This window comes from Halomonas sp. YLGW01 (assembly GCF_014840935.1).
Taxonomy (GTDB): Bacteria; Pseudomonadota; Gammaproteobacteria; order Pseudomonadales; family Halomonadaceae; genus Onishia.
Genome location: NZ_CP062005.1, coordinates 2,860,806 through 2,887,756 on the forward strand (window position 1 = coordinate 2,860,806; position 26,951 = coordinate 2,887,756).

18 protein-coding genes are annotated in these 26,951 nt (G+C 66.1%); 6 read left to right on the forward strand and 12 right to left on the reverse strand.

Annotated elements, in window-relative coordinates:
* Window positions 1-74 precede the first annotated feature (74 nt).
* From ttcA to IEJ03_RS13140, 3 genes are all read right to left on the reverse strand, one after another.
* Window positions 75-1,004 carry a tRNA 2-thiocytidine(32) synthetase TtcA gene (gene ttcA, locus IEJ03_RS13130; protein ID WP_192035275.1) on the reverse strand — a complete coding sequence of 310 codons (930 nt, stop codon included), beginning with the start codon at window positions 1,002-1,004 and terminating at the stop codon, window positions 75-77.
* A gap of 190 nt (window positions 1,005-1,194) precedes the next feature.
* On the reverse strand, window positions 1,195-1,812 hold the full coding sequence (locus IEJ03_RS13135) for a 3'-5' exonuclease (RefSeq protein ID WP_192035276.1): 618 nt from the start codon (window positions 1,810-1,812) through the stop codon (window positions 1,195-1,197).
* Between the two features lie 14 nt (window positions 1,813-1,826).
* Window positions 1,827-3,644, reverse strand: coding sequence for a putative nucleotidyltransferase substrate binding domain-containing protein (locus tag IEJ03_RS13140; RefSeq protein ID WP_192037321.1), 1,818 nt, complete (start codon window positions 3,642-3,644; stop codon window positions 1,827-1,829).
* Between the two features lie 669 nt (window positions 3,645-4,313).
* Here IEJ03_RS13140 and IEJ03_RS13145 point away from each other — a divergent pair.
* From IEJ03_RS13145 to IEJ03_RS13160, 4 genes are all read left to right on the forward strand, one after another.
* Window positions 4,314-4,574: a DUF4212 domain-containing protein gene (locus tag IEJ03_RS13145; protein ID WP_192035277.1), complete on the forward strand. Its 261-nt coding sequence runs from the start codon at window positions 4,314-4,316 to the stop codon at window positions 4,572-4,574.
* A 4-nt stretch (window positions 4,575-4,578) separates the two neighbouring features.
* Window positions 4,579-6,375 carry a sodium:solute symporter family protein gene (locus IEJ03_RS13150; protein WP_192035278.1) on the forward strand — a complete coding sequence of 599 codons (1,797 nt, stop codon included), beginning with the start codon at window positions 4,579-4,581 and terminating at the stop codon, window positions 6,373-6,375.
* A gap of 95 nt (window positions 6,376-6,470) precedes the next feature.
* Complete coding sequence (locus IEJ03_RS13155; RefSeq protein ID WP_192035279.1) at window positions 6,471-6,986, forward strand: hypothetical protein; 516 nt, start codon at window positions 6,471-6,473, stop codon at window positions 6,984-6,986.
* 254 nt (window positions 6,987-7,240) lie between these two features.
* Window positions 7,241-11,197, forward strand: coding sequence for a NahK/ErcS family hybrid sensor histidine kinase/response regulator (locus tag IEJ03_RS13160; protein WP_192035280.1), 3,957 nt, complete (start codon window positions 7,241-7,243; stop codon window positions 11,195-11,197).
* A 92-nt stretch (window positions 11,198-11,289) separates the two neighbouring features.
* Here the strand turns inward: IEJ03_RS13160 and IEJ03_RS13165 are convergent, their stop codons facing one another.
* The 3 genes from IEJ03_RS13165 to IEJ03_RS13175 form a co-directional block, all read right to left on the reverse strand.
* Window positions 11,290-11,952 carry a response regulator transcription factor gene (locus IEJ03_RS13165; RefSeq protein WP_192035281.1) on the reverse strand — a complete coding sequence of 221 codons (663 nt, stop codon included), beginning with the start codon at window positions 11,950-11,952 and terminating at the stop codon, window positions 11,290-11,292.
* A gap of 307 nt (window positions 11,953-12,259) precedes the next feature.
* The gene (acs, locus tag IEJ03_RS13170) at window positions 12,260-14,206 is read right to left on the reverse strand and encodes an acetate--CoA ligase (RefSeq protein WP_192035282.1); all 1,947 of its coding nucleotides are present in this window, start codon (window positions 14,204-14,206) and stop codon (window positions 12,260-12,262) included.
* A 157-nt stretch (window positions 14,207-14,363) separates the two neighbouring features.
* A complete protein-coding gene (locus tag IEJ03_RS13175; RefSeq protein ID WP_192035283.1) occupies window positions 14,364-14,939 on the reverse strand; it encodes a SprT-like domain-containing protein in 576 nt (191 codons plus the stop codon).
* An 81-nt stretch (window positions 14,940-15,020) separates the two neighbouring features.
* Between IEJ03_RS13175 and IEJ03_RS13180 the strand changes: the two genes are divergently transcribed.
* Window positions 15,021-15,680 carry a YecA family protein gene (locus IEJ03_RS13180; RefSeq protein ID WP_192035284.1) on the forward strand — a complete coding sequence of 220 codons (660 nt, stop codon included), beginning with the start codon at window positions 15,021-15,023 and terminating at the stop codon, window positions 15,678-15,680.
* Window positions 15,681-15,699: 19 nt separating this feature from the next.
* Here the strand turns inward: IEJ03_RS13180 and IEJ03_RS13185 are convergent, their stop codons facing one another.
* Window positions 15,700-16,821, reverse strand: a complete 1,122-nt coding sequence (locus IEJ03_RS13185) for a phosphatidylserine/phosphatidylglycerophosphate/cardiolipin synthase family protein (protein ID WP_192035285.1) — start codon at window positions 16,819-16,821, stop codon at window positions 15,700-15,702.
* A gap of 180 nt (window positions 16,822-17,001) precedes the next feature.
* Between IEJ03_RS13185 and plsB the strand changes: the two genes are divergently transcribed.
* Complete coding sequence (gene plsB, locus IEJ03_RS13190; protein WP_192035286.1) at window positions 17,002-19,473, forward strand: glycerol-3-phosphate 1-O-acyltransferase PlsB; 2,472 nt, start codon at window positions 17,002-17,004, stop codon at window positions 19,471-19,473.
* Between the two features lie 48 nt (window positions 19,474-19,521).
* Here plsB and IEJ03_RS13195 read toward each other — a convergent pair whose 3' ends face one another.
* The 5 genes from IEJ03_RS13195 to aceE all read right to left on the reverse strand — a co-directional run bounded on the left by IEJ03_RS13195 (window position 19,522) and on the right by aceE (window position 26,944).
* Entirely contained in the window at window positions 19,522-20,346 is an 825-nt protein-coding gene (locus tag IEJ03_RS13195; RefSeq protein ID WP_192035287.1) for a class I SAM-dependent methyltransferase, read from the reverse strand.
* Window positions 20,343-21,047: a tRNA (adenosine(37)-N6)-threonylcarbamoyltransferase complex dimerization subunit type 1 TsaB gene (gene tsaB / locus IEJ03_RS13200; protein WP_192035288.1), complete on the reverse strand. Its 705-nt coding sequence runs from the start codon at window positions 21,045-21,047 to the stop codon at window positions 20,343-20,345. Before tsaB ends, IEJ03_RS13195 begins: the two co-directional genes overlap by 4 nt.
* A 143-nt stretch (window positions 21,048-21,190) precedes the next feature.
* On the reverse strand, window positions 21,191-21,847 hold the full coding sequence (gene adk, locus IEJ03_RS13205) for an adenylate kinase (protein ID WP_192035289.1): 657 nt from the start codon (window positions 21,845-21,847) through the stop codon (window positions 21,191-21,193).
* Between the two features lie 286 nt (window positions 21,848-22,133).
* Window positions 22,134-24,131 (reverse strand): dihydrolipoyllysine-residue acetyltransferase, encoded by a 1,998-nt coding sequence (gene aceF / locus IEJ03_RS13210; RefSeq protein ID WP_192035290.1) that lies wholly within the window; start codon window positions 24,129-24,131, stop codon window positions 22,134-22,136.
* A 125-nt stretch (window positions 24,132-24,256) separates the two neighbouring features.
* Complete coding sequence (gene aceE / locus IEJ03_RS13215; RefSeq protein WP_192035291.1) at window positions 24,257-26,944, reverse strand: pyruvate dehydrogenase (acetyl-transferring), homodimeric type; 2,688 nt, start codon at window positions 26,942-26,944, stop codon at window positions 24,257-24,259.
* Between the last annotated feature and the right edge of the window lie 7 nt (window positions 26,945-26,951).

Genomic DNA, 26,951 nt, shown 5'->3' on the forward strand with positions numbered 1-26,951 from the left:
CGCCACCATGAAAAACGCCAAGCCCGGAGGCTTGGCGTTTTCTTGTGCTGCAGAGGAGAGCGCGTCGGTGCGGGCTAGGCCTCACGGCCCAGATCGAGGGCATCGATGCGACTCTCGCGGCGGCGCGCCTGTTCGGCTTCGAGCCCCTTGAAGTCAAAGAGCTCGCGATCGGCAAGCTGAGACGGCGCCACGTTGGTCACCGCCTTGAACATGCTCTCCAGGCGCCCGGGATGCTTCTCTTCCCACTCGGCCAGCATCTCCTTGACCACCTGGCGCTGCAGATTGGGCTGCGAGCCACACAGGTTGCAGGGAATGATCGGAAACGCCATGCGCTGGGAAAACTCCTCGATATCGGCCTCGCGGCAATAGGCCAGCGGGCGAATCACGATGTTCTTGCCATCGTCGGAGAGCAGCTTGGGCGGCATCGACTTGAGACTGCCACCGAAGAACATGTTCAGGAACAGGGTCTCGAGGATGTCCTCGCGATGATGACCGAGCGCCACCTTGGTGGCGCCGATCTCCTCGGCGAAACCGTAGAGCGAGCCGCGCCGCAACCGCGAGCACAGCGCGCAGGTGGTCTTGCCCTCCGGGGTCTTCTCCTTGACCACCGAGTAGGTGTCACGCTCGAGAATGTGGTAATCGACACCGATACCATCCAGGTATTCCGGCAGCACATGTTCGGGGAAGCCGGGCTGCTTCTGGTCCAGGTTGACCGCCACCAGCGAGAAGTTCACCGGCGCATTGCGCTGCAGGCTCCTGAGGATCTCCAGCATGGTGTAGGAGTCCTTGCCGCCCGACAGGCAGACCATGACCTTGTCGCCCTCCTCGATCATGCCGTAATCGATGATGGCGTTGCCGACCTGACGGCGCAGGCGTTTCTGCAGCTTGTTGAACGCGCGCTTGTCATTGGCTGCGGCATCGGCCGCCGCAGCATCGGCTGCCGCAGCATCGTGGGCAGAGACAGCGGAGACGGTAGAGGGGGAGGTCACGGCAGTATCGGTCATGATCGCAGCAAAAGTGGACGGAAATGAGGCACCATCTTACCACTCGCGCCCGATCCTAGCGACCGGGCGCGACAGTCAGCCTGCGTCAAGTGCGCGGGCATGGAGACCTGCCAACGGGTCATGAGCCCGACGCCGAACCGCAGCCGTCTGATAGCTGAACAGCGCATGGGCCTCGCCATGGCGGCGGGGATCAGGCCGTAGCGCGACTGGCCTTGTTCAGGCGCACGTACATCAAGGCGGTGGTGACGGCGTCACCGAGGGCCGTGTGTCGGCCCATGACCGGCACACCCAAGGTGTCGGCAATGGCCTCGAAGCGCAGGCTGGGCTCGAGCTCGGGGCTTGCTCGGCGCACCGCTCGGGCATAGCGCTGGGCGATATCGACGGTGGCATTGGGCAGATCGAAGCCGAAGCGCGGACGCAGCTGGCGGTTGATCATGGCGACGTCGAAGGCCACGCACCAGCCCAGCAGCGGCCGGTTGCCGACGAAGTCCAGCAACTGCTCGAGGGCATCCTCGATGCTTGCCCCCCCTTCCAGGTCGATGCCACGCAGGCCATGGATGCGGATCGAGTCGCCGGTCAGGCGAGCCGGACGCGTCAGGCGCAGGTCCAACGACTCGCTGGTCAGCACCCGATCGCCGCGTACCTTGACCGCGGCGATCGACACCAGCTCATCGCGACGCGTGTCGAGACCGGTGGTCTCGCAGTCGATGGCCACCATCTCGTCACCGGTATAGGGATTGAACAGCCAGCCGTAATCGCCGTTGGCCTGACGACGACGATCGGTCACTCGGCGCCACGCTCGTATCATCTCGCCTCCTGCCATCAGTATTCCAGATGAAAGCGCTGGGTCAGGCGCTGCTTGAAGTCCTTGACGATATGCAGCGCCTCACGCAGCAGGTCACGCTCCAGCGACGACAGCTCCTGGACCACTACCCGGTTCGGATCGCGTTCGGCATTGATGCCGTCCAGGTGCTCGAGCTGCTGCTTGAGACGCAGCTCGGTGAACAGCGACAGGGCCTCGCCCAGATCCTCGGCGAAGCGCGCCTCCAGCCGGCCATCGGCCACCAGGGCATCGAGGCGCTCCAGGGTCGAGGTGGGGCGGATGCCGCGCTCCAGCGCCAGGGTGCGGACCCCATGCACGATCGGGAAGATGCCGCCCTTCTTGATGTCGATGCCGTGCTGGGGCTTCTTCAAGGTGCCGAACAGGCTCAGCGGAGTGGAGAACTGCAGCGCCGCCCGGGCGAAGTACGTCAGCAGCAGTTCGTTGCCATCGCAGGCCTCGAACAGGGCGTCGCGCACTTCGTCGAGCAGGGCGGTGTTGCCGCCCACCGCATGGGCATCGAGGATGATCGCCAGCTTCATCAGGCTTTCCCCGTCGCGCCGCTCGACCCAGCGGACGATGCGCGCCCGCCAGTCCCTGACCCGCCCCACCCAGGCCGGGTTGGAGACCATGATGTTGCCCGGGCAGCGCGGGTAGCCCAGCGCCACCAGGGTCTCGGTGAAAGCGCTCATCTGGTCGCCACAGTCGGGCCAGTCGGCGTCATCGGCGAGGATCAGGCCATTGTCCTGGTCGGTCTTGAGGATCTGCTCGCCACGGCCCTCGCTGCCCATCACCATCAGACAGCTCTGATGCTGGTGTGCCGCCGCGATCCGAAAGCCCCAGGCCTTGTGCATGATGCGACCGTTCAGCGCGGCCAAGAGATCCATGGCGAAGCGCAGCTTGACCCCCTGCACCATCAGCGCCTTGACCAGTTCCGGCGTGCGCGCGCTAGCCGCGGCGAGCTCCTCGAGGCTCTCCGCCTGCTCGACCTGCAGACTGACCACGTAGCTGCGACTCGAGAAGTAGCTCAGCACGTCGGTGAGCTCGACCACCCCCACCGCCTGACCGCCCTCGATCACCACCACCCGCGCCACCTCGTGGCGAGTCATGTCGACCAGCGCCTCGAACAAGTACTGATCGGGCCGGGCCGTGACCAGGGAGAAGTGCGCGATCTCGATCACCGGGCTGTGTTGCTCCCGGCCATCGATCACCAGGGCATTGAGCAGGTCGGTCTTGGTGACCATGCCCAGACGCGCCTCCTGGCGCACCAGCACGCTGTCGGCGCGACTGTCATTGAGGGTGCGGACCGCCGCAGCGATGCTGGTGTCGGCCTCGACCAGCAGCGGCGGGCGCATGCACTCGGCGATCCGCGCCAGCATGAAACCGGCCATGCTGACGCCGCCCTCGGCCCGTCGCTCGGTCATCAACCGGGTCTTGTCGGAGAGGCGCTGACGGAAGAACTCGGCGAAGGCCGGGAAGCGCTCGCACAGCCGCTCGAAGACGGCGCGCGGCAGCAGATAGCACAGGCATTCCTGCTCGGCCTTGAAGCGATAACGGCTCTTGCCGTTGAGGATGCTGATCGCGCCGAACAGATCCCCCGCCGTGTAATGCCCGATGCGGGCCGAAGCGCTGGGCTCGGAGGTATCCAGCTCGGCGACCTCCCCCTTGTGGATCAGATAGACGTACTCGCCGGGCTGACCCGCGTCGAGCAGCACCTCGTCGCTGTCGTAGTAGGCGAGATCGACGCCACGCCGCACCAGATCACGCCCGTCGTCATCGAGCAGGGTGAAAGGCGCTTGGGAGAGATCGATATCGACCATGGCGATGACCTTGTTGTGCGGCGGCCATGTCGCCACAGATGGCTACGCCCTCCACCCGCCGCATGGCAAGACCTAAGTCTTATCTCCGACAGAGGAGTCAACAACGCCCTGTTCTTCAATGCCAGGGGCGCTGATTGAACGGCGCTCTCGAAACAGCATTTGACTGTCAGTCAGCATAGCAACAGCCCCTCGAGAACCGACACCTAGACCATCGTTCAACCTGCCTGCACCGGACATGATGTCGGTCAAAAAACGAGGTATACCATCGTCCTAATTCCGCCACCCATGGCAGCGACAGACACTCCAAAGTCTTTCATAACAACCTGAATTTAAATGTTTTTAAAAAAACCTTTTGCCAACAACGCGCCGCTTGATACCAAAGTCTGGGATTATTTTTCCGGGGTTATTGACCAGTATCAGGGTTGGCGAATGCAGTGACACACGCCAGCATTCCACCAAAGTCAAAGCAACAATAAACCAAGGTCTTATCGAGGCACCGAGCGAGGGGCGATGATGAGGCACATTCCGACGTCACCTCACCCGAAAGGCACGCTCTCCTCCCGGGAGCACAACGGGATTCGGGATGAAACGCAAGGAATGACCACCCTGATGCATCGCCGCTGAGATCGGTACAACATCCCCATCCTGGAACATCCGGAGAGCAAGACTATGGCAGATGACAAATCTAACGCTGCTGCTTACTGGTCGGCCAATGTGCGTCTGATCACCGGCTGCCTGATCGTCTGGGCGCTGGTGTCCTACGGCTTCGCCATCCTGCTGCGCCCGCTGCTGGCAGGCATCCCCGTGGGCGGAACCGACCTGGGCTTCTGGTTCGCTCAGCAAGGATCGATCCTCACCTTCATCGGCATCATCTTCTTCTACGCCTGGAAGATGAACCGCCTCGACCAACAGTTCGGCCTCGGGGAGTAATCGCATGAGTCAATTTGCCATCAACCTGCTATTCGTGGGCGCATCCTTCGCCCTCTATATCGGGATCGCGGTCTGGGCCCGAGCGGGTTCCACCAAGGACTTCTACGTCGCCGGCGGCGGGGTCCACCCGGTCACCAACGGCATGGCCACAGCCGCCGACTGGATGTCGGCGGCCTCCTTCATCTCCATGGCCGGCCTGCTGGCCTCCGGCGGCTATGCCAATTCCACCTTCCTGATGGGCTGGACCGGCGGCTACGTCATCCTGGCGATGCTGTTGGCGCCCTACCTGCGCAAGTTCGGCAAGTTCACCGTGCCGGACTTCATCGGTGACCGCTTCTACAGCAACACCGCACGCCTGGTAGCGGTCATCTGCCTGATCGTGGCCTCGATCACCTACGTCATCGGCCAGATGACCGGGGCCGGCGTCGCCTTCTCGCGCTTCCTGGAAGTCAGCAACACCTGGGGCATCTGGATCGCCGCCTTCATCGTCTTCCTGTATGCGGTCTTCGGCGGCATGAAGGGCATCACCTACACCCAGGTGGCTCAGTACGTGGTGCTGATCATCGCCTACACCATCCCGGCGGTGTTCATCGCCCTGGAACTGACCGGCAACCCCATCCCGGGGCTCGGCATGTTCAGCACCCATACCGAGTCCGGTGTGCCGCTGCTCCAGAAACTGGATGATGTGGTCAACGCCCTGGGCTTTCGTGACTACACCGCCGATGTCGACAACAAGCTGAACATGGTGCTGTTCACCATGTCGCTGATGGTCGGTACCGCCGGCCTGCCCCATGTCATCATCCGCTTCTTCACCGTGCCCAAGGTCGCCGATGCGCGCTGGTCCGCCGGCTGGGCGCTGGTGTTCATCGCCCTGCTGTACCTGACCGCGCCGGCCGTGGGTTCCATGGCCCGCCTGAACCTGATGACCACCGTCTATCCGGACATGGCAGGCCAGGTCGAAAGCTACGAGGACGCCGCCAACAATCCGATCCTCTATGCCGACCGGCCCGAGTGGATCAAGACCTGGCAGGAAACCGGCCTGATTACCTTCGACGACAAGAACGGCGACGACCGCATCCAGGTCTACAACGACAGCAACCCCGACTTCGCCGACACCGCCGCGGCGCGTGGCTGGGAAGGCAGCGAGCTGTCCGTCAACAACGACATCCTGGTACTCGCCAACCCGGAGATCGCCAACCTGCCCGGCTGGGTCATCGGCCTGATCGCCGCGGGCGGCATCGCCGCGGCCCTGTCCACCGCCGCCGGCCTGTTGCTGGCCATCTCCTCGGCGGTCAGCCATGACCTGATCAAGACCATGATCAACCCGAAGATCAGCGAGAAGGGCGAAATGCTGGCCGCACGCATCTCGATGGCCGGCGCCATCCTGCTGGCGACCTACCTCGGCCTCAACCCGCCGGGCTTCGCCGCCCAGACGGTGGCCCTGGCCTTCGGCATCGCCGGCGCCTCGCTGTTCCCGGTGCTGATGATGGGGATCTTCTCCAAGCGGATGAACAACCGCGGCGCCGTGGCCGGCATGCTCTCGGGCCTGGTCGCCACCCTGCTGTACATCTTCACCTACCTGGGCTGGTTCTTCATTCCGGGCACCAACACCCTGGCCAACACCCCGGATAACTGGATCCTGGGCATCTCGCCGCTGTCCTTCGGTGCCGTGGGCGCGATGATCAACTTCGCCGTGGCCTTCAGTGTCTCCAGCGTCACCAAGGCGCCGCCGCAGGAAATCCAGGACCTGGTGGAGAATGTCCGCTATCCCAAGGGTGCTGGTATGGCCGTGGATCACTAAGTCATAATGCACGCCTGACTGCGCCAACCGGCGCCACGGCATCACCCCGATCGGGCTTCCAGCAGGAAGCCCGATTGCTTTGAGGAAACCAAACTATGATGTGGCACCTGATCGCGGCGGTCTTCGCCGGCCTCGGTGCGGCGGGCATCGCCCTGCTGCTGCGAACGCTCAGCGGCAAGCGGCTACCGCGCTGGATCATCCCGGCCGTCGGCGGACTGGGCATGCTGGCCTACCAGATCCATGCCGAATACACCTGGTTCGAGCACAAGCAGCAGCAACTGCCGGCCTCGGCCCAGGTGGTGGCAAGCGAGCGAGGCGAGGTGTTCTGGCGGCCCTGGACCTATCTCTTCCCGATGACCATAGCCTTCGAGGTCATCGATCGGGAGAGCCTGATCGGCCGCCAGGTCGACGATCAGCGGCTGGTCGAGTTCATCCGCTACCGCTTCGAGAAACAGGCCATGGATCGGGTCACCACCCGCCCCTACCTGATGAACTGCACCACCCGCGAGCGGCTGCCGCTTAACGAGAGTACCGGCGAGCCGCGCCTTGACGAGCTCGAGCGTCTCGACGCCGATGACCCCGTCTTCACCGCGGTGTGCCACACCTCCTGAGCCGAATGTCGCGCGCTACGGCCTTGAACCTGCCTTGAAGGCCTAGCCGGGGCCTTCTCCACGCTGACCGGCGGCCACCCCGCCGTTCTTCGTATCACCTTTCTTGAGCGGCCGGGCCCCTTAGCCTGGCCGAGACACCTCGTCGACCGCTGGCCTCACCGACGGGGGTGCCTGACCCGATCCGATGCCCCTCACCGGCTGCCTTCCGGGGCGCCATTGCCCTAGAATGGGCCGACATCCGAGGGAGAGCAGGCATGTTTCAAGGCTGGCTACTGATCGCCATATCGCTTCTGTATATCGTCGTCCTCTTCGCCATCGCCTGGCGCGGCGACCGACATGCCAAGCAGCACGGGCCGAGCCAGCGCCGGCCGGTGATCTACAGCCTGGCGCTGGCCATCTACTGCACGTCCTGGACCTTCTACGGCGCGGTGGGCGAGGCGGCCACCTCCGGCTGGTCGTTTGCCAGCATCTTCGTCGGCCCGATCCTCACCTTCCTGCTGTTCTGGCCGGTGCTGGCCAAGATGATCCGCGTCGCCAAGCACCAGAACGTCACCTCGATCGCCGACTTCATCGCCTCCCGCTACGGCAAGACCCAGTCGCTGGCGGCCTTTGCGAGCCTGGTGGCGCTGATCGGCACACTGCCCTACATCGCCCTGCAGCTGAAGGCGGTGGCGGCCGCCTTCCAGGTGCTCACCGACAGCACCGACATGACCCGCGCGCCGCTGTTTGCCGACACCGCCTTCTACGTGGCGGCGGTGATGGCACTGTTCGCGATCCTCTTCGGTACCCGCCACACCGACGCTACCGAGCACCACGAGGGCCTGATCCAGGCCATCGCCTTCGAGTCCCTGGTCAAGCTGGCGGCCTTCCTTTTGCTCGGGGCCTACGTCACCTGGGGCCTGTTCGACGGCCTCGGCGACCTCTTCGCCCGCGCCGATGTCCAGCTCGAGCTGCAGCGCCAGCTCGCCGAGCAGGACTTCGGCAACAGCTTCTGGGCGCAGACCCTGCTGGCGATGCTGGCGGTCTTCTGCCTGCCGCGCCAGTTTCACGTCGCCGTGGTCGAGAACACCCATCGCGACGATGCCAGAAGGGCCCGCTGGCTGTTTCCCCTCTACCTGGTCGCCTTCGGCCTCTTCGTGCTGCCGCTGGCTGCTGCCGGGCTCACGCTCTTCTCCGGCACCGGCGTCGAACCCGACACCTATGTGCTGGCCATCCCCATGGCCGCCGGCAACGTACCGCTGACCCTTCTGACCTTCATCGGCGGCTTCTCGGCGGCCACCGGCATGGTGATCGTCGCCACCGTGGCGATCTCGATCATGATCTCCAACGAGATCGTGATCCCGCTGTTGTTCCGGCTGCGCTGGTTCGACACCAAGGCCCGGGACTACGGTCGCCTGGTGCTACGCGCCCGCCGCATCACCATCGTGATGATCCTGGGACTGGCCTACGGCTTCTATCAGCTGACCGCCGAGTTCAGCACCCTGGCCTCGACCGGCATGCTGTCGTTCGCCGCCGCCGCCCAGTTTGCCCCGGCCCTGATCGGCGGCCTGTACTGGAAACGTGGCAATCGCCTGGGCGTCATCGCCGGCATGAACATCGGCTTCGCCATCTGGGCCTACACCCTGCTGACACCTGCCCTGATCCAGGCCGGGGTACTGCCCGGCGACTGGCTGGCCGGCGGCCCGCTGGGCATCGGCTGGTTGTCGCCCACCGACCTTTTCGGCTTGAACGTCGGCGACCACTTCACCCACGGCGTGATGCTGTCGCTGGGTCTCAACCTGTTCGGCTACATCTTCGTTTCCCAGATGACCCCGCAACGGGTGGTCGAACGCATCCAGGCCTCGCTGTTCGTCGACAGCGTCGAGACGCGCCAGACGCCGGTCAACCGCCCCTGGGCCGGTGCCACCACGGTGGGCGATCTCAAGGTGCTGTGCGAACGCTTCCTCGGTGCCGACCAGGTGGAGCGCGCCTTCGACGACTATGGCCGTCGCAACGGCAAGAGCCTCGAGAACACCCAGCGCGCCTCCATCGACATCATCCAGTTCACCGAACGCTTCCTGGCCTCGGTGCTCGGCGCCTCCTCGGCACGCATCGTCGTCAACTCGGCGCTGCAGGGTCGGGGCATCGGCATCTCGGACGTGATCTCGATCGTCGATGAGGCCTCACAGGTGCTGGAGTTCAACCGCGCCCTGCTGCAGGCCACCATCGAGAACATCAACCAGGGCATCAGCGTGGTCGACCAGAACCTGCGCCTGGTGGTATGGAACCAGCGCTATCTGGAACTGTTCCGCTTTCCCGACCACCTGATCCGAGTCGGCGCCCCCTTCGATAAGGTACTGCGCTACAACGCCCATAACGGCGAATACGGCCCAGGCGATCCCGAGGAACACGTCGACCTGCTGGTCGACAACATTCGCGAGGGGCAGCCCCATCGCTATGTCCGCTATCGTCAGGACAGCACCGTGCTCGAGGTGCAGGGCATGCCGATGCCGGGTGGCGGCTTCGTCTATACCTACCAGGACATCACCCGCCAGAAGCGCACCGAGGAGGCCCTGATCCGCTCGGAGAACAACATCCGCATCTACACCGACAACGTGCCGGCGCTGATCGCCTACTTCGACAAGGAATGCCGCTACCTCTTCACCAACCGCGCCTACGAACAGGTCTTCGGCATCGATCGCAACGCCGTGATCGGCGAGCGCTTCGAGGACGTGATGCCACGGCACCTGTCCAACGAGGGCCTGCCCTGGATGCGCCGGGCGCTGGCCGGCGAGCGGGTCAGCTTCGAGATCTCCCAGCGTGACGACGAGAGCGGCACCCGCTACCTGCTGGTCACCTTCACGCCGCACTTCGGCGACAGCGGCACCATCCTCGGCTTCTTCGCCCTCTATCAGGACATCACCGAGCGACGGCTGGCCGAGATCGCCCTCAAGGAGACCAACGAGAACCTCGAGGAACGGGTGCGCGAACGCACCCAGGCGCTCTCGGAGGCCAACGCCGCCCTGCGCCAGGAGAACCGGGTGCGGGCCGAGGCCGAACAGGCCCTGCGTCAGGCCAAGCAGGTCGCCGAGGACGCCAACGCCTCCAAGACCCGCTTCCTGGCCGCGGCCAGCCACGACCTGCTGCAGCCCCTGAATGCCGCGCGGCTGTTCACCTCGGCGCTGGCTCAGCAGGACGACGCCGAGGACCTGACCCGCACCATCGGCCATATCGACAACTCGCTGCAGTCCGCCGAGGAGCTGCTCAGCACCCTGCTCGACATATCCAAGCTGGATGCCGGCGCCCTGACCCCGCGGCGCAGCCACTTCGCGCTGGCCGAGATCTTCCGTCCGCTGCGCGCCGAGTTCGAGGTCATGGCCGAGGAACGCGGCCTCGACCTGGTGGTGGTCACCACCGGCCAGTGGGTCGACAGCGATGCCCAGATGCTCAGGCGCATCGTGCAGAACTTCCTGTCCAACGCCATCCGCTATACCCAGCAGGGCCGGGTGCTGCTGGGCTGTCGCCGACGCGGCGAGCAGCTGACGATCGAGGTCTGGGATACCGGTCCCGGCATCCCCGAGGCCAAGCAGGCCGAGATCTTCCAGGAGTTCCGCCGCCTCGATCAGGCCTCGCGCCACAAGGAAAGCGAGAAGGGGCTAGGCCTCGGGCTATCGATCGCCGACCGCATGAGTCGGGTGCTCGATCACCCGATCCGGGTGCGCTCCTGGGAAGGCGTCGGCACCGTGTTCTCGGTGGCCGTGCCGACGGTGGCCGCCCAGCAGCAAAGCGTCGAGGAGAAGGAGGCCACGCCACGGCGCGCCGGCAACAAGCTGGCCGGCACCCGCATCGTCTGCATCGACAACGAGACCCTGATCCTCGAGGGCATGAAGGCCATGCTCACCGGCTGGGGCTGCGAGGTCTTCACCGCGACCTCGATCGGCGGCGCCAAGTCGATCCTGCGCCACCTGGAAAGCGACCCGGACGCCATCCTGGCCGATTATCACCTGGACAACGAGGTCACCGGCCTGATGGCCCTGGAGGCCCTGGCCGAGCGATGCGAGGGGCCGGTACCCGGCATCGTGATCACCGCCGATCGTACCGAGGAAGTCGCCGAGGAGATCAAGCGTGCCGGCTACCAGCTGCTATTGAAACCGGTACGTCCCGCCGCCCTGCGCGCGCTGCTGACCCGCACCCTGCAGGCCAACCGCGCCACCAGCCGCCACGAGAGCTGACCGGCGCCTCCTTGCTTGCGCCCGAAAACGAAAGAGCCCGCCATCGGCGGGCTCTTTCATATGTGGGGCATCGTCGGAGGGGCGTCAGACGATCAGGACTCGACCTTGGGCGGCTCGACCTCGAGTTTCTGGGCGGCGATCACCGCCTGGGTGCGGGAATGCACGCCCAGCTTGCGCAGGATCGCGGTGACGTGTGCCTTGATGGTCGCCTCGGAAACGTTCAGCTCATAAGCGATCTGCTTGTTGAGCAGCCCCTCGGTGAGCATGTTGAGGACCCGGAACTGCTGCGGCGTCAGAGAAGCGATGGCCTCGGCGAAGCGCGACTCCTCCTCGTTGGCCTCGCCGAGGACATCGGCCATCTCGGCGGGCAGCCAGACCTCTCCCTCGAGGATCTCACCCACCGCCTCGGCGATCAGTGACAGCGACGACGACTTGGGGATGAAGCCCGAGGCGCCATAATCGATGGCCCGGCGCACCACGTAGGGCTCGTCGCTGCCGGAGACCACCGCCACCGGCACGTCGGGGTTCTGGCCTCGCAGCTGAATCAGGCCGGAGAAACCATGAGCCCCCGGCATGTGCAGATCCAGGAGGATCAGGTCGGCATCCGGGTGGCGAGTCACCACCTCGGTGGTGGCCTCCATGGTATCGGCTTCCACGATCTCGGCCTGAGACGCCAGCTGTCTCAGCGCCTGGGTGAGGGCAGCGCGGAACAGCGGATGGTCATCGGCGACGATGAATTTCTGGGCATAGGCCATTGAGATTCCTCCGGATCCTCTTGTCAGCGACCGACGCACCGAGTGACGCGGGTGAGCTCGCCGTTGTATTACGGCATGTTACCCCATGGTAGCGGGGATTCCCAAGCCTAGCGGGTAATTGTCGACACTCAGCGGAAAAGACACAAAAAACCGGCCGCAAGGGCCGGTAGAAGACGGGAAGGAGCGCCGGGCTGGCGTGCCCCCTGGCCCCCGCAGTCGCGGCGGGTGACGCCCTCTCGGGCGCTGCCCTGCCGGCTGCCGGCGTCGGATCGGCGCTCCTTCCCTGGTACAGCAAAGGCGCGATGGCTTACACCGCGCGGTTGGCGATCAGCTCCTCGACCACCGAGGGGTCGGCCAGGGTCGAGGTATCGCCCAGGCCATCGGTCTCGTTGGCGGCGATCTTGCGCAGGATACGGCGCATGATCTTGCCCGAGCGGGTCTTGGGCAGCCCCGGCGCCCACTGAATCACATCCGGCGAGGCGATCGGGCCGATGTCCTTGCGCACCCACTGGGTCAGCTCCTTCTTCAGGGCGTCACTGGGGTCGATGCCGTCGTTCAGGGTCACGTAGATGTAGATACCCTGGCCCTTGATGTCATGGGGGAAGCCGACCACCGCGGCCTCGGCCACGGCGTCGTGCGCCACCAGCGAAGACTCGATCTCGGCGGTGCCCATGCGATGCCCGGAGACGTTGAGCACGTCGTCGACCCGGCCGGTGATCCAGTAGTAGCCGTCCTCGTCGCGGCGACAGCCGTCGCCGGTGAAGTACATGTTGTCGTAGGTCGAGAAGTAGGTCTGCACGAAGCGCTCGTGGTTACCCCAGATCGAACGTGCCTGGCCCGGCCAGGAATCGAGGATCACCAGGTTGCCCTCGGTGGCGCCTTCCAGCAGATGGCCCTCGTTGTCGACCAGCGCCGGGCGCACACCGAAGAAGGGGCGTGTGGCCGAGCCCGGCTTGAGGTCGGTGGCCCCGGGCAGCGGCGAGATCATGATGCCGCCGGTCTCGGTCTGCCACCAGGTGTCGACGATCGGGCACTTGGAGTTGCCGATCACCCGGTAGAACCACTCCCAGGCCTCGGGGTTGATCGGCTCGCCCACCGACCCGAGCAGGCGCAGGCTGTCGCGCTTGCTCGAGGCCATCACGTCGTCGCCGTGGGCCATCAGGGCGCGCACCGCGGTGGGGGCGGTATAGAGGATGCTGACGTTGTGCTTGTCGACGATATCGCCCATGCGCCCGTGGGTCGGGTAGCTGGGCACCCCCTCGAACATCAGGGTGATTGCGCCGTTGGCCAGCGGGCCGTAGACGATGTAGCTGTGGCCGGTGACCCAGCCCACATCGGCGGTGCACCAGTAGACCTCGCCGTCCTGATAATCGAAGACGTACTGATGAGTCATGGCGGCGTAGGTCAGGTAGCCGCCGGTCGTGTGCTTGAGACCCTTGGGCGTGCCGGTGGAGCCGGAGGTGTAGAGGATGAACAGCGGATCCTCGGCGTGCATCTCCTCCGCCGGGCAGTCGGTGGACTGGCCATCGACCCGGTCGTGGAACCAGACGTCCCGGCCCTCGTGCCAGTCGATATCGCCGCCGGTACGCTTGACCACCAGCACCGACTCGGCCACCTCGGCCCCTTTGCGTGTCAGGGCCGCATCGACATTGTCCTTGAGCGGCACCTGCTTGCCACCGCGCACCGACTCATCGGCGGTGATAACGAGCTTCGACTCGGCGTCGATGACCCGCTGCGCCAGGGCGTCCGGGGAGAAGCCGCCGAACACCACCGAGTGGATGGCGCCGAGACGCGCGCAGGCCAGCATGGCCATCGCCGCCTCGGGAATCATCGGCATGTAGAGGGTGACCACGTCGCCCTTCTTCACGCCCAGCTCCTTCATGGCATTGGCCAGCTGACAGGTGCGCGCATGCAGCTCGCGGTAGGTCAGGGTCTTGGACTCGTTCGGATCGTCGCCTTCCCAGATGATTGCCGGCTGGTCGCCGCGGGTCTCGAGATGACGATCGAGGCAGTTGCTGCTGACGTTGAGGGTGCCGTCCTCGTACCAGCGGATATCGACGTTGTCGCGGGCGAAGGAGGTATTCTTGGCTCGGGTCGGCGCCTTGATCCAGTCGAGTCGTTTGGCTTGCTCGATCCAGAACCCTTCCGGATCGTCTACCGACTGCTGATACATGGCCAGGTATTTGGCATTGTCGGCCCAGGCGTTGGCGGCGATGTCATCGCGCACCGGATGGACATGCGGCTGTTCGGTCATGGAGGAACCTCGTCCAGAAGAGTGCCAGAAATGGGGTGTCGCCGGCCGCGGTTGACCTCTCGCCGCCGACCCGGAAAACCATTCCAGCATATACCCGGGCCAGCAGCTGCGCCTTTTAGACATTGGTAGACACTCAATCCTATTGCATAACAATGGCTTACTGGCTTTTTCCGGACACCTCCGTGGCTTGATAGACCAAGGTCTGGGCACATTGTCGACAGCGATATGCCTGACCACGCACCGCCCGGCGGTGCCGGCGCACGCTGAAGAAGTGCTCCTGACAGCCACAGGCATAGCGATAGGGCGCCGGGCTCACCCGGGCCACATCGAAGCGGTGCGTGGTGCTGGGCTCAAGCCCGAACAGCTGGCGCATCACCGTCTGCCACTCGCGGCCGTGGGGGCGCAGGCGAGGCCCCTCGTCCAGGTGCCAGACCAGCCAGTGCGCCATCTCGTGGGGCACCACCTCGACGAGGAAGGCCTGGCGGTTCTCGGCGTAGAGCTGGGCATTGAAGCGCAGACCACCGCGGCCGAAATGCGCCTGCCCGGCGCTCTTGCCGCGCAAGTCGAGCCACACCTGCGGCCGAGGCAGCGCGGGATGGACCTCCTGGCACAGTCGCCAGGCGGCCTCGACCCGCTGGTGCAGGCAAGCCTCGAGGGCGGCGGCATCCAGCGCCTCGAGCGCGTCGGGGGCCGGGGTCGGAAGAGCGGGGACAGGGAAGGCTGGCGTGGTCATGGGATGCTAGAATGGCGCGCCATGGCAGGCGCGTAAAGCGCCCCTTCCTTCTCCCTGGCGAGACCGACGACGAGATTCCCGATGTCCGAGACCCCCGTTCCCACGCCCCTGATCGATGACGAGGCCCTCGACCGCCTCGATGACTTCCTCGACTCCGAGCGCGTCGATGCCGACGCCCTGGACGTGATTGGCGCCCACGGTTTCCTAGTGGCACTGGCCGTCTCCCCCCGCGAGACACCGGCCACCACTTGGGTCGGCGAACTATTCCACGGCGAGCCGGACTTTGCGGACAGCGCCGAGCGCGACGAGATCCTCGGACTCCTCGAGACCCTAAAGGCCAACGCCATCTCGACCATGGAGCAGGGCGGGCTGCCGGAGCTGCCCTTCGACCTGGAGCTGGGTGGCATCGCCCCGGCGGAAACGCCGATCGGAGATTGGTGCGCGGCCTTCATGGAAGCGGTGTTCCTCGACGAGACCGCCTGGTTCGAGGGCGACGAAGAGAGCGCCGCGACCCTGCTGCTGCCCTTCATGGCGCTGTCGGGGCTGTTTGACGACGAGCCGGACATGGCGGAGCTTGCTGGCGACGAGGCGCGTCTCGAGTCGCTGGTGCGCCAGCTTCCCGAGCTGGTGCTGGATCTCTACCTCAACTACCGGGTCCCGCCGGAGGCGCCCAAGCCGATGCCACGCAAGAAGAAGCCGGCCGGTAAGGGTGGAAAGGGCGGCAAGGGGCGGCGCCGCTAGCAGCAGGCGAACCCGAGACTCAGCGCAGCCGGGTCAGCAGCGCATCCAGGCTGCCCCACAGCCACTCCCGCAGCCGCTGCCACCGGGAGCGGCTGGCCCAGCGCGTCGGGTCGACTTCCCGGCTAGCCAGGAAGTTACGCTCGAACAGCGCGCTCACCTCGGCGGCGAAGCGGGCGTCGTGCACCTCCTGATTGGCCTCCAGGTTCCACTGCAGGTTCCAGTGATCGAAGTTGCAGGAACCGATCGCACTCCAGTCGTCGGCCAGCGAGAACTTGGCGTGGATGAAGCTCGGCTGGAACTCGAAGATGCGCACGCCGGCGCGCAGCATCCGACCATAGAAACGCTGGCCGGCATAGCGGATGCCGGGGTGATCATGGTCTGGCCCCGGCAGCAGCAGGCGTACGTCGACGCCGCGGCGGGCGGCCCGCACCAGGCGGTTGCGCAGACTCAGCGTGGGCACGAAATAGGGCGTACAGATCCACACCCGCCGCTGCGCCGTATCCAGCTGGGCAAGCAGCGAGCGACGAATCGCCTGGTAGTGATAGCCCTGCCCCCAGACCACCCGCCCCCGCATGCCTTGATAGCCCTGCTGCTCCATCGGCGCCACCTTGAGCCCCCGCACCAGGGCCGCTTCGCCCTCGCCGCGGCTCAGCGGCGAATCCCACAGTCTCGAGAAGAGCCGCACCCAGTCGGCGACCACCGGCCCCTCGATGCGCACCGCCACCTCGAACCAGGCGCCGAGGAAGGCATCTACCGCCCCGAAGCCCCCGGTGAAGGCCAGCTCGCCGTCGATCACCAGGAGCTTGCGGTGATCGCGGGTCAGGTTGTGGGCCAGCGACCGCCAGGCCAGAGGGTTGAAGAAGCGCATCGCCACCCCGAGCTCGGTTAGGCGTTGCCGGTCGCGCTCCTCGAGGCCCATGGCGCCGTAGTCGTCGAGCAGCAGCAGCACGGTCACCCCGCGCTTCGAGGCCGCGCCCAGGGCCTCGATCAGGGACTCGGTCAGTCGCCCCGACTCCATCAGGTAGAGCTCGAGGATCACCGACTCCCGCGCCGCCTCGATGGCCCGAAACATCTCGGGAAGAAACTGCTGCGCCTCAGGAAGCAACGTGAAGCGATTGCCCTCGTGCCAGTTCCCTTGCATCCTTATCTCCTTTTCCTGGGCCTTGTCACGCCACGCACTGACGGCGAGTCGCATGTCTTCTTATGTGGCGCCCGTCGCAGCCTCGGCGCCGAGCCAGTAACCCTGCGTGCCCTGTTTGCCCGACGCGTCCTGCGTCACGGACGCTATACTGCCCCCACTCATGCTGCAGGAGGCAAGGGAATGCCCCGGACTTCCGTCCTATCCGGCCTGGTACGCCGCCCCCTGCGGGCCCTGATTCGCGCCTGGGTGCGGGTGCGCCTCACCGAGCCCTCCCCCGCCTCGCTTGTGCTGTCCTCGACGGCGACCACGGTCTATGTGCTGCCGCACCCGGCGCTCTCGGATCGCCTGCTGCTCGAGAGCCTGTGCGCATCCCGGGGGCTGCCCGAGGCGGCGCGCTCCCCGGACGCCCCCGCCCTTAGGCGCATCATTGCCCTGCCGGGCCGACGCCAGCAGGGGCAGGCGCCTTTCCTCGATAGCCTCGCCTGGCTGCACGCTCACCCACAGCAGGATATCGAGTTGCTGCCGGTCAGTGTCTTCTGGGGACGCGCGCCGGGCAAGCGCTTCGGAGTCTGGTCGCTGCTCACCGCCGACGACTGGAAGCTGACCGGACGCCTCCGGCGGGCCCTGGCGGTGCTGGTGCACGGGCGCAGCGTCGAGGTGCACTTCGGAGCGCCGCTGTCGCTGCGTGCCCTGCTCGATACGCGTCCCGACGCCCTCACCAACCGCAAGGTGGCCAGACTGCTGCGGGTGCACTTCAGGCGCCAGCGTATCCGGGTGCTGGGCCCCGACCTCTCTCACCGGCGCACCCTGATCGACGGGGTGGTGGCGAGCCCCGCGGTACGCCAGGCTATCAGCGAGACGGCTCGCGCCGAAGGCCGGCCGCCGGTCCGGGTGAAGGCCCGGGCCCGCCGCTACGGTCACGAGATCGCCTCCAACATGTCCTACCCGGTGCTGAGGCTGCTCGACGGCCTGCTCGAACGGCTATGGACGCGGCTCTACGACGGCGTCGATGTCCACGGCCTGGACGCGGTCAAGGCCCTGGCCGGCGACCATACCCTGGTCTATGTACCCTGCCACCGCAGCCATATCGACTACCTGCTGCTGTCCTACGTCCTCTTTCACGAGGGGCTGATGCCTCCTCATATCGCCGCGGGCCGCAACCTCGACATGCCCCTGATCGGCCCCCTGCTGCGCCGCGGCGGCGCCTTCTTCCTGCGCCGCAGCTTCAAGGGCAACCGCCTGTACCGGGCGGTCTTCCACGAATACCTGGATCGGCTGCTGTCACGCGGTCATTCGCTCGAGTACTTCATCGAGGGGGGCCGCTCGCGCAGCGGCAGGCTACTCGCCCCGCGCCCCGGCATGCTGGCGATGACGCTGCGCTCCCATGCCCTGGGGGTCACGCACCGCGGCCAGCCGGGGCGACTGGCCTTCATTCCCGTGGCCATCGGCTACGAGCGCATCCTCGAGAGCGACAGCTACCAGGCGGAGCTCGCCGGCAAGCCCAAGCGCCGGGAGACGCCGCTTGGCCTGCTTGGGGTGCTCACCCGGCTGCGCCAACCCTTCGGTCGGGTCAGCGTGACCATCGGCACGCCACTACCGCTGAGCCCCTTCCTGGATGCCGAGACCCCCGAATGGCGCCAGTCCGACGACGAGCGCTGGCAGCAGCGGGCGGTACCGAAACTCGGCGAGGCGCTGTCGCAACGCATCAACGCCGCGGTGCCGCTCAATGCCGTCAACCTGGTCGCACTGGTGCTGCTGGCCACCTCCCACCGGGCCATCGAGCGCGAGCTGCTCGAGCGCCAGCTCGGGCTGCTGGTCGATCTGGCCCGTTCGGCCCCGCCGGGCCTGAGCGCGGCCCAGCTTCCCGCCGGCTCCCCCGGAGAGTGGATCGCCCACGCCGAGGCTCTGGGCTTCATCGAGCGCCGCTCCCAGGCGCTGGGCGAACTGATCCTGGCCAGCCCCTCACAGGCCGGCCTGTTGAGCTGGTATCGCAACAATGTGCTGCACCACTTCGCCCTAGCCGGTCTGGTGGCCTTCGCCTTTCGCAACAACGCCCGCTTCAGCGAGGAAGAGCTGCATGCCCTGCTGGCACCGGGATGGCCGGTGCTGGCGCATGAGCTGCATATCGCCCCGACCCGGGACCTGGCCGCCGCCCTGAGTGCCACCCTGGAGCGGCTGGCCGAGGAGGGACTGCTCGAGCGGGACAGCCCGACAAATGAGGCAGAAGATGCAGGAGAGGGCCCAAGGCGCTGGCGGCGCCCCTCGGCGAGGCTCGCCACCCGGGAGCAGCTGCATCTATTGGGTCGGCTGGTGCAGCCCTCGCTGGAGCGGGGCTACCTGCTGCTGGCGAGCCTGCTGCGGCTGCCAAGCGCCAGCCTGACCCGGGAGCAGCTCGCCGAGCAGAGCGGCCGCCTGGCCGAGCGCCTGGCGCTACTGTCGGGGCTAGACGCCCCAGAGTTCTTCGATCGACGGCTGTTCGAGGGGCTGGTGGAGAGCCTCGAGACCGATGGCTGGGTCTGGCGGGACGACGCGGGAAGGCTCGGTTATGGCCCGGCGCTGACGGCGACCGCCGAGCATATCCACACCCTGTTCGACCCGACCCTGCGTCATCGACTTCGGCAACTGGCGGCCCCGGCGCCCACCAACGACTAGACCCGCCGGCCGACGGCGCCTCGTGCATCAAGGAGAGAGTAAGCGCGCCTAGAGATCGCGCAGGGAGCGGTGCACGTAGAGATCGTAGCGGCTGGTCTTGCCTTCGAGGACATGATGCGGGGTGGGGCCCTCGATAGGCGGGGCCTTGCGTGGGCGCTTGACCACCACCCGATGGCTGGCGACATCCAGGGCGGCCTCGAGCAGCCTCGGCGCATCCGCATCGTCACCGGCCAGCTCGCGAAAGAGCCGCATCTCCTTCTTCACCAGCGCCGACTTGTCGCGGTGGGGAAACATCGGGTCCAGATGGATCACCTGGGGGGCATGGCCGCTGTCGGCGATGGCCTGAGCGAGGCCCCGGCTGGCGTCAACGTGAGCCAGCATGAGCCGTGCGGCGATCGGCGCGGTCTCGTCATCGTCCCGGGCCCGCATCAGGGCATCCTCGAGCAGGGCGAAGATCGCCGGCACCCGCTCGAGCATCAGCACCTCGGCGCCAAGGCTCGCCAGCACGAAGGCGTCGCGGCCGAGCCCCGCGGTGGCATCGACGATGCTCGGGAGGGCGGCGCCTATGCCGGCCCCTTTCCCTCCGCCGAGGCCACAGGCCTTGGCGATCAACTGGCCGCGCCCGCCCCCGAAGCGACGCCGATGAGCGGCCTTGCCGGTCACGAAGTCGGCGGCCAGCGGCTTGCCATACAGCCGCTCGTCACCGGCCAGCACCAGGTGGCCATCGGCCTGCATGAGGGTCAGCCGAGGTCCCGGAGTATCCACCAGCGGCAGGCCGAGGCGTAGGGCGAGAGCCGCGAGGCCCTCGCCGCAGACCACCACCGGCGCGTCGACGATGGCCTGCCCCGCCGGGGCCGAATGCCCCTCGCTCATCGGCTCTTCTGCCAGGCCACCTGATCGCGCAGGTAGACCGGCTGAGCCAGATGCGGCGCCTCACCGCCCCCGGCCGCCAAGCGCTCGGCCGCCAGCAGCACCATCTCCTCGGCTGCCGGCTGCATGTCGGGCAGGTGCTGGCTGACGCCGGCCTGAACCGTCACCGGCAGCGTTTCCCACTGCGCCCAGCCGGAGCCCACGCCGACCCAGTCGGCCTCCTCGTGCCCGGCGGGCAGCGTCAGCCGTTCGGGCGACAGCAGCGCCTCCTCGGCGAGCCGGGTCAGCTGGCCGTCGTGGCACCGGTAGGCGGCTGTGTAGAGCTCGCCCATACGGGCATCGATGACCGGCAGCACATGGCGCAGGTGATGCCGGCGATGGCCGGCCAGCGCCAGGGCTTCCAGGGTCGAGACGCCGATCAGCGGCACCTCGAGGCCGAAGGCCAGCCCCTGGGCGACGCCGGCGGCGATGCGCAACCCGGTGAAGGAACCGGGCCCGTGCCCATAGGCCAGGGCATCCATGTCGGCGAGCGTCAGGCCGGCCTCGTCGAGCAGGTCGTCAACCATCGGCATCAGCCGACGCGTATGCTCGCGGGGCGCCAGCACGTAACGGGTCAGCAAGCGGTCGTCATGGCCGTCGCGGCGCTGCAGCAGGGCAGCGGAACAGGCACTCGAGGAGGCATCCAGGGCCAGCAGGGTCGGCATAGCGGTATCGGCGTCAGGAGATGTGGGGCGGCATTATACGCCGCGGCCGGAGCACGGGGAATGGGAGGAAAGGCGGCACGGGAGGGGCAGAAACGACCGAGGGCCCGCCATGGCGGGCCCTCGGGTCACGCGACAGGCTCGGATCAGCCTTCCAGGGCGTCGATCACCTGACGGGTGATGTCGTCGACGCTGCCCACGCCCTCGACCCGGTGATAGGCCGGAGCGTTGTCGGCATCTTCCTTGGCCCACTGCTGGTAGTAGTCGACCAGCGGTTCGGTCTGGTCATGATAGACCGACAGACGGTTGCGCACCGTGGATTCCTGATCGTCCTCACGCTGGATCAGGGCCTCGCCGGTGACGTCGTCCTTACCGATCTCCTTGGGCGGATTGTACTCGACGTGGTAGACCCGGCCGGAGCCCGGGTGCACGCGACGGCCCGCCAGGCGCTTGACGATCTCCTCGTCATCGACGGCGATCTCCAGCACGTGATCGATCTTCACGCCGGCATCCTTCATCGCATCGGCCTGGGGCAGGGTGCGCGGGAAGCCGTCGAACAGGAAGCCATTGGCGCAGTCCGGCTGACTGATGCGCTCCTTGACCAGGGCGATGATGATGTCGTCGGACACCAGGCCGCCGGTGGTCATGATTTCCTTGACCTTGAGGCCCAGTTCGCTGCCTTCCTTGACGGCGGCGCGCAACATGTCGCCGGTAGAGATCTGCGGAATGCCGAAGCGCTCGCAGATGAACTGGGCCTGGGTGCCCTTGCCGGCCCCGGGGGCGCCCAACAGGATCAAACGCATCAGAATGGCTCCTTGAAAGTGACTTCGTGTTAGAGAAAAAGGGTGAAGAGATGATGATCGCAGACAATACCGGGGCCACGCCCGTGAAACAAGCGACGCCCGGTCAGACCGGGACAATGATGACCGGGATCATCCTCGCCGGTCGCCATGGCATTTCCCAATAGCACTTTGGTCGGCCACCGCCGGAGGGCAGCCCCCTCGAGGCCTATGACGGCAAAAAAAAACGGCGCCCGCAGGCGCCGTTTCGGTGGCCGGCCCAGGGGGCCGGCGGGTCATGCAGATCGAATCACATCAACATCCGGCGGATGTCGGTCAGCGCCTGGGCCAGGAAGGCCGTGAAGCGCGCCGCATCGGCCCCGTTGACCGCACGGTGATCGTAGGACAGCGACAGCGGCATCATCAGGCGCGGCTCGAAGGCCTTGCCGTCCCACACCGGCTTCATCTGCGCCTTGGAGACGCCGAGGATGGCGACCTCCGGGGCGTTGACGATCGGCGTGAAGGCGGTGCCGCCGATGGAACCGAGGCTCGAGATGGTGAAGCAGCCACCGGTCATCTCGTCACGCTTGAGCTTCTTGGTCTGCGCCTTCTTGGCCAGTTCCACGGACTCCTTGGCCAGCTCGATCAGCGACTTCTGGTCGGCGTTGCGGATCACCGGGACCATCAGGCCATCCGGCGTGTCCACGGCCACCCCGATGTGCACGTACTTCTTGTGCACCAGGGTCTCGCCATCGCTCTTGAGGCTGACGTTGAACTGCGGGTACTTCTTCAGCGCGAAGGCACAGGCCTTGATCATGAACGGCAGCGGGGTCAGCTTGGCACCCTGCGCCTCGGCCTCGGCCTTCATCGACTTGCGGAAGGCCTCGAGCTCGGTGATGTCGGCCTCGTCGAACTGGGTCACGTGCGGGACGTTGAGCCAGCTGCGATGCAGGTTGGTGGCGCCCATCTTCATCAGGCGACCCATCGGCTTCTCTTCGATCTCGCCGAACTGGCTGAAGTCCTGATCCGGGATCGGCGGGATGCCGGCGCCACCGCTTGCCGCCGGTGCCGCGGCGGGAGCCGCCTTGCCCTGAGACGTGGACATCACCTGCTTGACGTAGCCGTGCACGTCTTCCTTCAGCACCCGGCCCTTGGGTCCGGTCGCCGAGACCCGAGACAGGTCAACGCCCAGCTCGCGGGCCAGCATGCGGACTGCGGGGCCGGCATGCACGCGCTTGCCATCGCTCGGCGCCTCGGCCGGCGCCGCCGCTTGCGGGGCGCTGGGCGCCGCACTCGGCTGGGGCTTGGACGCTGCGGCAGACTGCTGGGATGCTGCAGCCTGCTTCGGGGCGGGCTTGGCACCTGCCACCGGCGTGCCGGCCACCTCGACATAACCGATCAGATCGCCTTCGGAGACGGTGTCGCCTTCCTTCACGGCGAGCTCAACAAGCTTACCCTTGAAGGGACTCGGCACGTCCATCGAGGCCTTGTCGGACTCGAGCGTGATCAACGCATCTTCCTCGTTGATATCGTCACCGACGGCGACCGACACCTCGATGATCGGCACGTTCTCGCTGCCACCGATATCCGGAACCTTCAGCTCCTTGCGCTGAGGCTCGCCTGCCCCGGCGTCCTGCGGCTCGTCGGCTGCGCTCTCGACAGGCGCTTCGGCCGCCGGTGCGGCGGCGGTCTCGGGCTCGCCTTCACCCTCGTCGCCTTCGCCGGCGATTTCCATGGTGCCGATCACATCGCCTTCGGAGACGGTATCGCCTTCCTTGACCGCCAGCGAGACCAGCTTGCCGCTATGCGGGCTCGGCACGTCCATGGAGGCCTTGTCGGATTCCAGGGTGATCAGTGCATCTTCCGCGCTGACCTCGTCGCCCTCGGCGACGGCCAGTTCGATGATCGGCACATTCTCGCTGCCACCGATATCCGGCACCTTGATCTCGACGGTACGCTTGCCACCCGCCGCTTTCTTGGCCGGCTGAGCCTCGCTCTTGGGCGCAGCAGCGGCATCCTGACTGGCCGGTGCTTCCGGCTTCTCGTCGGCCTTCGGGGCCTCGCCACCACCCTCGGCTTCGAGCTCGAGGATATCGTCACCCTCGGAGACGGTATCGCCTTCCTTGACCAGCACCTTGACGACCTTGCCGCCCTTGGGCGCCGGGACATCCATGCTGGCCTTGTCGGACTCGAGAGTGATCATGGTGTCCTCGGCGGCGATTACATCGCCAACGGACACCCCGATCTCGATGATTTCGACATCGGTGCTGCCACCGATGTCGGGAACTTTGATGATTTCGCTGCTCAAGGTCGCGCTCCTTTCCTAATCATGCTCGCCGCAGTCGCAAAATGGCTCGGGAAGCGAGCCACGGGCCGGCCTCATGCCGTGGCCTCGTGGCTCGCCCTTCACCCGATCAACCCGTGACGGATGCCTCAGACATCCACCGGATTCGGCTTCGTCGGATCGATGCCATACTTCTTCATGGCATCCGCAACGACCTTGCGGTCGATCTCGCCACGCTCGGACAGCGCGCGCAGGGCGGCCACGGTGACGTAGTAGCGGTCCACCTCGAAGAAGCGACGCAGCTGCTCGCGGGTATCGGAGCGGCCATAGCCGTCGGTGCCCAGGACGTGGAAGTCGGTGGGCACCCAGGCGCGGACCTGGTCGGCATAGAGCTTCATGTAGTCGGTCGAGGCGATCACCGGGCCTTCACAGCCGTCCAGCTGCTGGACGATCCAGGGCTTCTCGCGCTTGTCGTCCGGCTCGAGGAACTGGTTGCGATCGTAGTCCAGCGCCTCGCGACGCAGCTCGTTGAAGCTGGTCACGCTCCAGACATCGGCGACGACGCCATGCTCGTCGGCCAGCATCTCGGCGGCGGCCTCGACCTCGCGCAGGATGGTGCCACTGCCCAGCAGCTGGACCCGCGGCGCCTTCTTGCTGTCGGCCTTGCCTTCGTGCAGGCGGTACATGCCGCGCACGATGCCTTCCTCGCAGCCCGCGGGCATCTCGGGATGCGTGTAGTTCTCGTTCATCACCGTGATGTAGTAGAAGCAGTTCTCGAGATCCTGGTACATCCGCTTCATGCCGTCCTGCACGATGACCGACACCTCGTGGCCATAGCAGGGATCGTAGGAGCGGCAGGTCGGCACCGTCGACATCAGGATATGGCTGTGGCCGTCCTGGTGCTGGAGACCCTCGCCGTTGATGGTGGTCCGACCGGCGGTGCCGCCGATCATGAAGCCGCGAGCCTGCAGGTCGCCGGCCACCCAGACCAGATCGCCGATGCGCTGATAGCCGAACATCGAGTAGTAGACGTAGAACGGAATCAGGGTCTTGTCATGGTTGGCGTAGGCGGTCGCCGCGGCCACCCAGGCGGCCATGGAACCGGCCTCGGTGATGCCTTCCTCGAGGATCTGGCCCTTCTTGTCCTCGCGGTAGTACATGATCTGGCCCGCATCGACCGGATCGTACTTCTGGCCACCGGAGGCGTAGATGCCCAGCTGGCGGAACATGCCTTCCATGCCGAAGGTACGCGCCTCATCGGGGATGATCGGTACCACCCGCGGGCCCAGCTGCTTGTGCTTGACCAGGCCGTTGAGCACCCGCACGAACGACATGGTGCTCGACACCTCGCGATCGCCCGAGCCCTTGAGCTGGGAGGCGAACATCTTGTCGTCGAGGCCCGGGATCTCGAGGGTCTCGTATTCCGTGCGGCGCTTGGGCAGGAAGCCGCCCAGCTTCTCGCGCTGCAGGAACAGGTACTTCATCTCCGGACTGTCTTCGTCGGGACGATAGTACGGGACCTCGCCGTTCTCGAGCTGCTTGTCGGAGATCGGCACGCCGAAACGATCGCGGAATTTCTTCAGCGCCTCGTGTTCCATGGACTTGATCTGGTGGGCTTCCATGTCGGCCTCACCGCTGCCGCCGCCCATGCCATAGCCCTTGACGGTATGCGCCAGCACCACGGTCGGGCGACCGTCGGCGTTGTGGACCGCCTCATGGTAGGCCGCGTAGACCTTCTGCGGATCGTGACCACCCCGGTTGAGACGGAAGATGTCGTCGTCGGAGTAGTCCTCGACCAGCTTGGCGGTCTCCGGGTACTTGCCGAAGAAATGCTCGCGGGTATAGGCGCCGCCATTGGCCTTGTAGTTCTGGTACTCGCCGTCGACCGCCTCGTCCATGCGCTTCTGCAGCATGTCGTGCTTGTCGCGCTCGAACAGCGGATCCCACTGACCGCCCCAGACCACCTTGATGACGTTCCAGCCGGCACCGCGGAACACGCCCTCGAGCTCGTCCATGATGCGGGAGTTGCCGCGCACCGGACCGTCGAGACGCTGCAGGTTGCAGTTGATCACGAAGATCAGGTTGTCGAGGTTCTCGCGGCTCGCCAGGTGCAGGGCACCCAGCGATTCCGGCTCGTCGCACTCGCCGTCGCCGAGGAATGCCCAGACCTTGCGGTCGCGCATGTCGGTCAGCTCACGGGAGTCCATGTACTTCATGACGTGGGCCTGGTAGATGGCCTGGATCGGCCCCAGTCCCATAGACACCGTCGGGAACTGCCAGTAGTCCGGCATCAGGTAGGGGTGAGGGTAGGACGGCAGGCCGCCGCCCTCGGCTTCCTGGCGGAAGCTGTCCATCTGCTCTTCGGTGAGCCGGCCTTCCATGAAGGAGCGAGCATAGATGCCCGGAGTCACGTGGCCCTGGATGTAGATCAGGTCGCCCTTGTGCTCGCCATCGTCGGCGCGGAAGAAGTGGTTGAAGCCCACTTCGTAGAGCGTCGCACAGGACTGGAAGCTGGCGATGTGCCCGCCCAGGCCCTTGTGTTTCTTGTTGGCGCGCAGTACCTGCGCCATGGCGTTCCAGCGGATCGCCGAGCGCAGCTTGCGCTCGATGAACATGTCGCCGGGGATCTTCGCCTCGCGATGCACCGGAATGGTGTTGCGATGGGGCGTATTGACAGAGAACGGCGGAACACGGCCATCGCGACGCAGGCGATCAGCCAGACGACTCAACAGGTACTGAGCACGCTCCTCGCCTTCCCGATCAACGACCGATGCCAGGGATTCCAGCCATTCCTTGGTTTCGGTCGGATCGAAATCTTCTCTTGCCTCCAGACTCATAGACGTC

What these genes read in the sequence shown, in the direction of transcription:
- acs (WP_192035282.1), bottom strand. Translation starts at nt 14,206, where the DNA reads ATGACCGAACAGCCGCATGTCCATCCGGTGCGCGATGACATCGCCGCC.
- adk (WP_192035289.1), bottom strand. Translation starts at nt 21,847, where the DNA reads ATGCGTTTGATCCTGTTGGGCGCCCCCGGGGCCGGCAAGGGCACCCAG.
- IEJ03_RS13150 (WP_192035278.1), top strand. Translation starts at nt 4,579, where the DNA reads ATGAGTCAATTTGCCATCAACCTGCTATTCGTGGGCGCATCCTTCGCC.
- aceE (WP_192035291.1), bottom strand. Translation starts at nt 26,944, where the DNA reads ATGAGTCTGGAGGCAAGAGAAGATTTCGATCCGACCGAAACCAAGGAA.
- IEJ03_RS13145 (WP_192035277.1), top strand. Translation starts at nt 4,314, where the DNA reads ATGGCAGATGACAAATCTAACGCTGCTGCTTACTGGTCGGCCAATGTG.
- IEJ03_RS13160 (WP_192035280.1), top strand. Translation starts at nt 7,241, where the DNA reads ATGTTTCAAGGCTGGCTACTGATCGCCATATCGCTTCTGTATATCGTC.
- IEJ03_RS13165 (WP_192035281.1), bottom strand. Translation starts at nt 11,952, where the DNA reads ATGGCCTATGCCCAGAAATTCATCGTCGCCGATGACCATCCGCTGTTC.
- IEJ03_RS13185 (WP_192035285.1), bottom strand. Translation starts at nt 16,821, where the DNA reads ATGCAAGGGAACTGGCACGAGGGCAATCGCTTCACGTTGCTTCCTGAG.
- IEJ03_RS13175 (WP_192035283.1), bottom strand. Translation starts at nt 14,939, where the DNA reads ATGACCACGCCAGCCTTCCCTGTCCCCGCTCTTCCGACCCCGGCCCCC.
- IEJ03_RS13195 (WP_192035287.1), bottom strand. Translation starts at nt 20,346, where the DNA reads ATGAGCGAGGGGCATTCGGCCCCGGCGGGGCAGGCCATCGTCGACGCG.
- IEJ03_RS13135 (WP_192035276.1), bottom strand. Translation starts at nt 1,812, where the DNA reads ATGATACGAGCGTGGCGCCGAGTGACCGATCGTCGTCGTCAGGCCAAC.
- plsB (WP_192035286.1), top strand. Translation starts at nt 17,002, where the DNA reads ATGCCCCGGACTTCCGTCCTATCCGGCCTGGTACGCCGCCCCCTGCGG.
- IEJ03_RS13140 (WP_192037321.1), bottom strand. Translation starts at nt 3,644, where the DNA reads ATGGTCGATATCGATCTCTCCCAAGCGCCTTTCACCCTGCTCGATGAC.
- IEJ03_RS13180 (WP_192035284.1), top strand. Translation starts at nt 15,021, where the DNA reads ATGTCCGAGACCCCCGTTCCCACGCCCCTGATCGATGACGAGGCCCTC.
- ttcA (WP_192035275.1), bottom strand. Translation starts at nt 1,004, where the DNA reads ATGACCGATACTGCCGTGACCTCCCCCTCTACCGTCTCCGCTGTCTCT.
- IEJ03_RS13155 (WP_192035279.1), top strand. Translation starts at nt 6,471, where the DNA reads ATGATGTGGCACCTGATCGCGGCGGTCTTCGCCGGCCTCGGTGCGGCG.
- tsaB (WP_192035288.1), bottom strand. Translation starts at nt 21,047, where the DNA reads ATGCCGACCCTGCTGGCCCTGGATGCCTCCTCGAGTGCCTGTTCCGCT.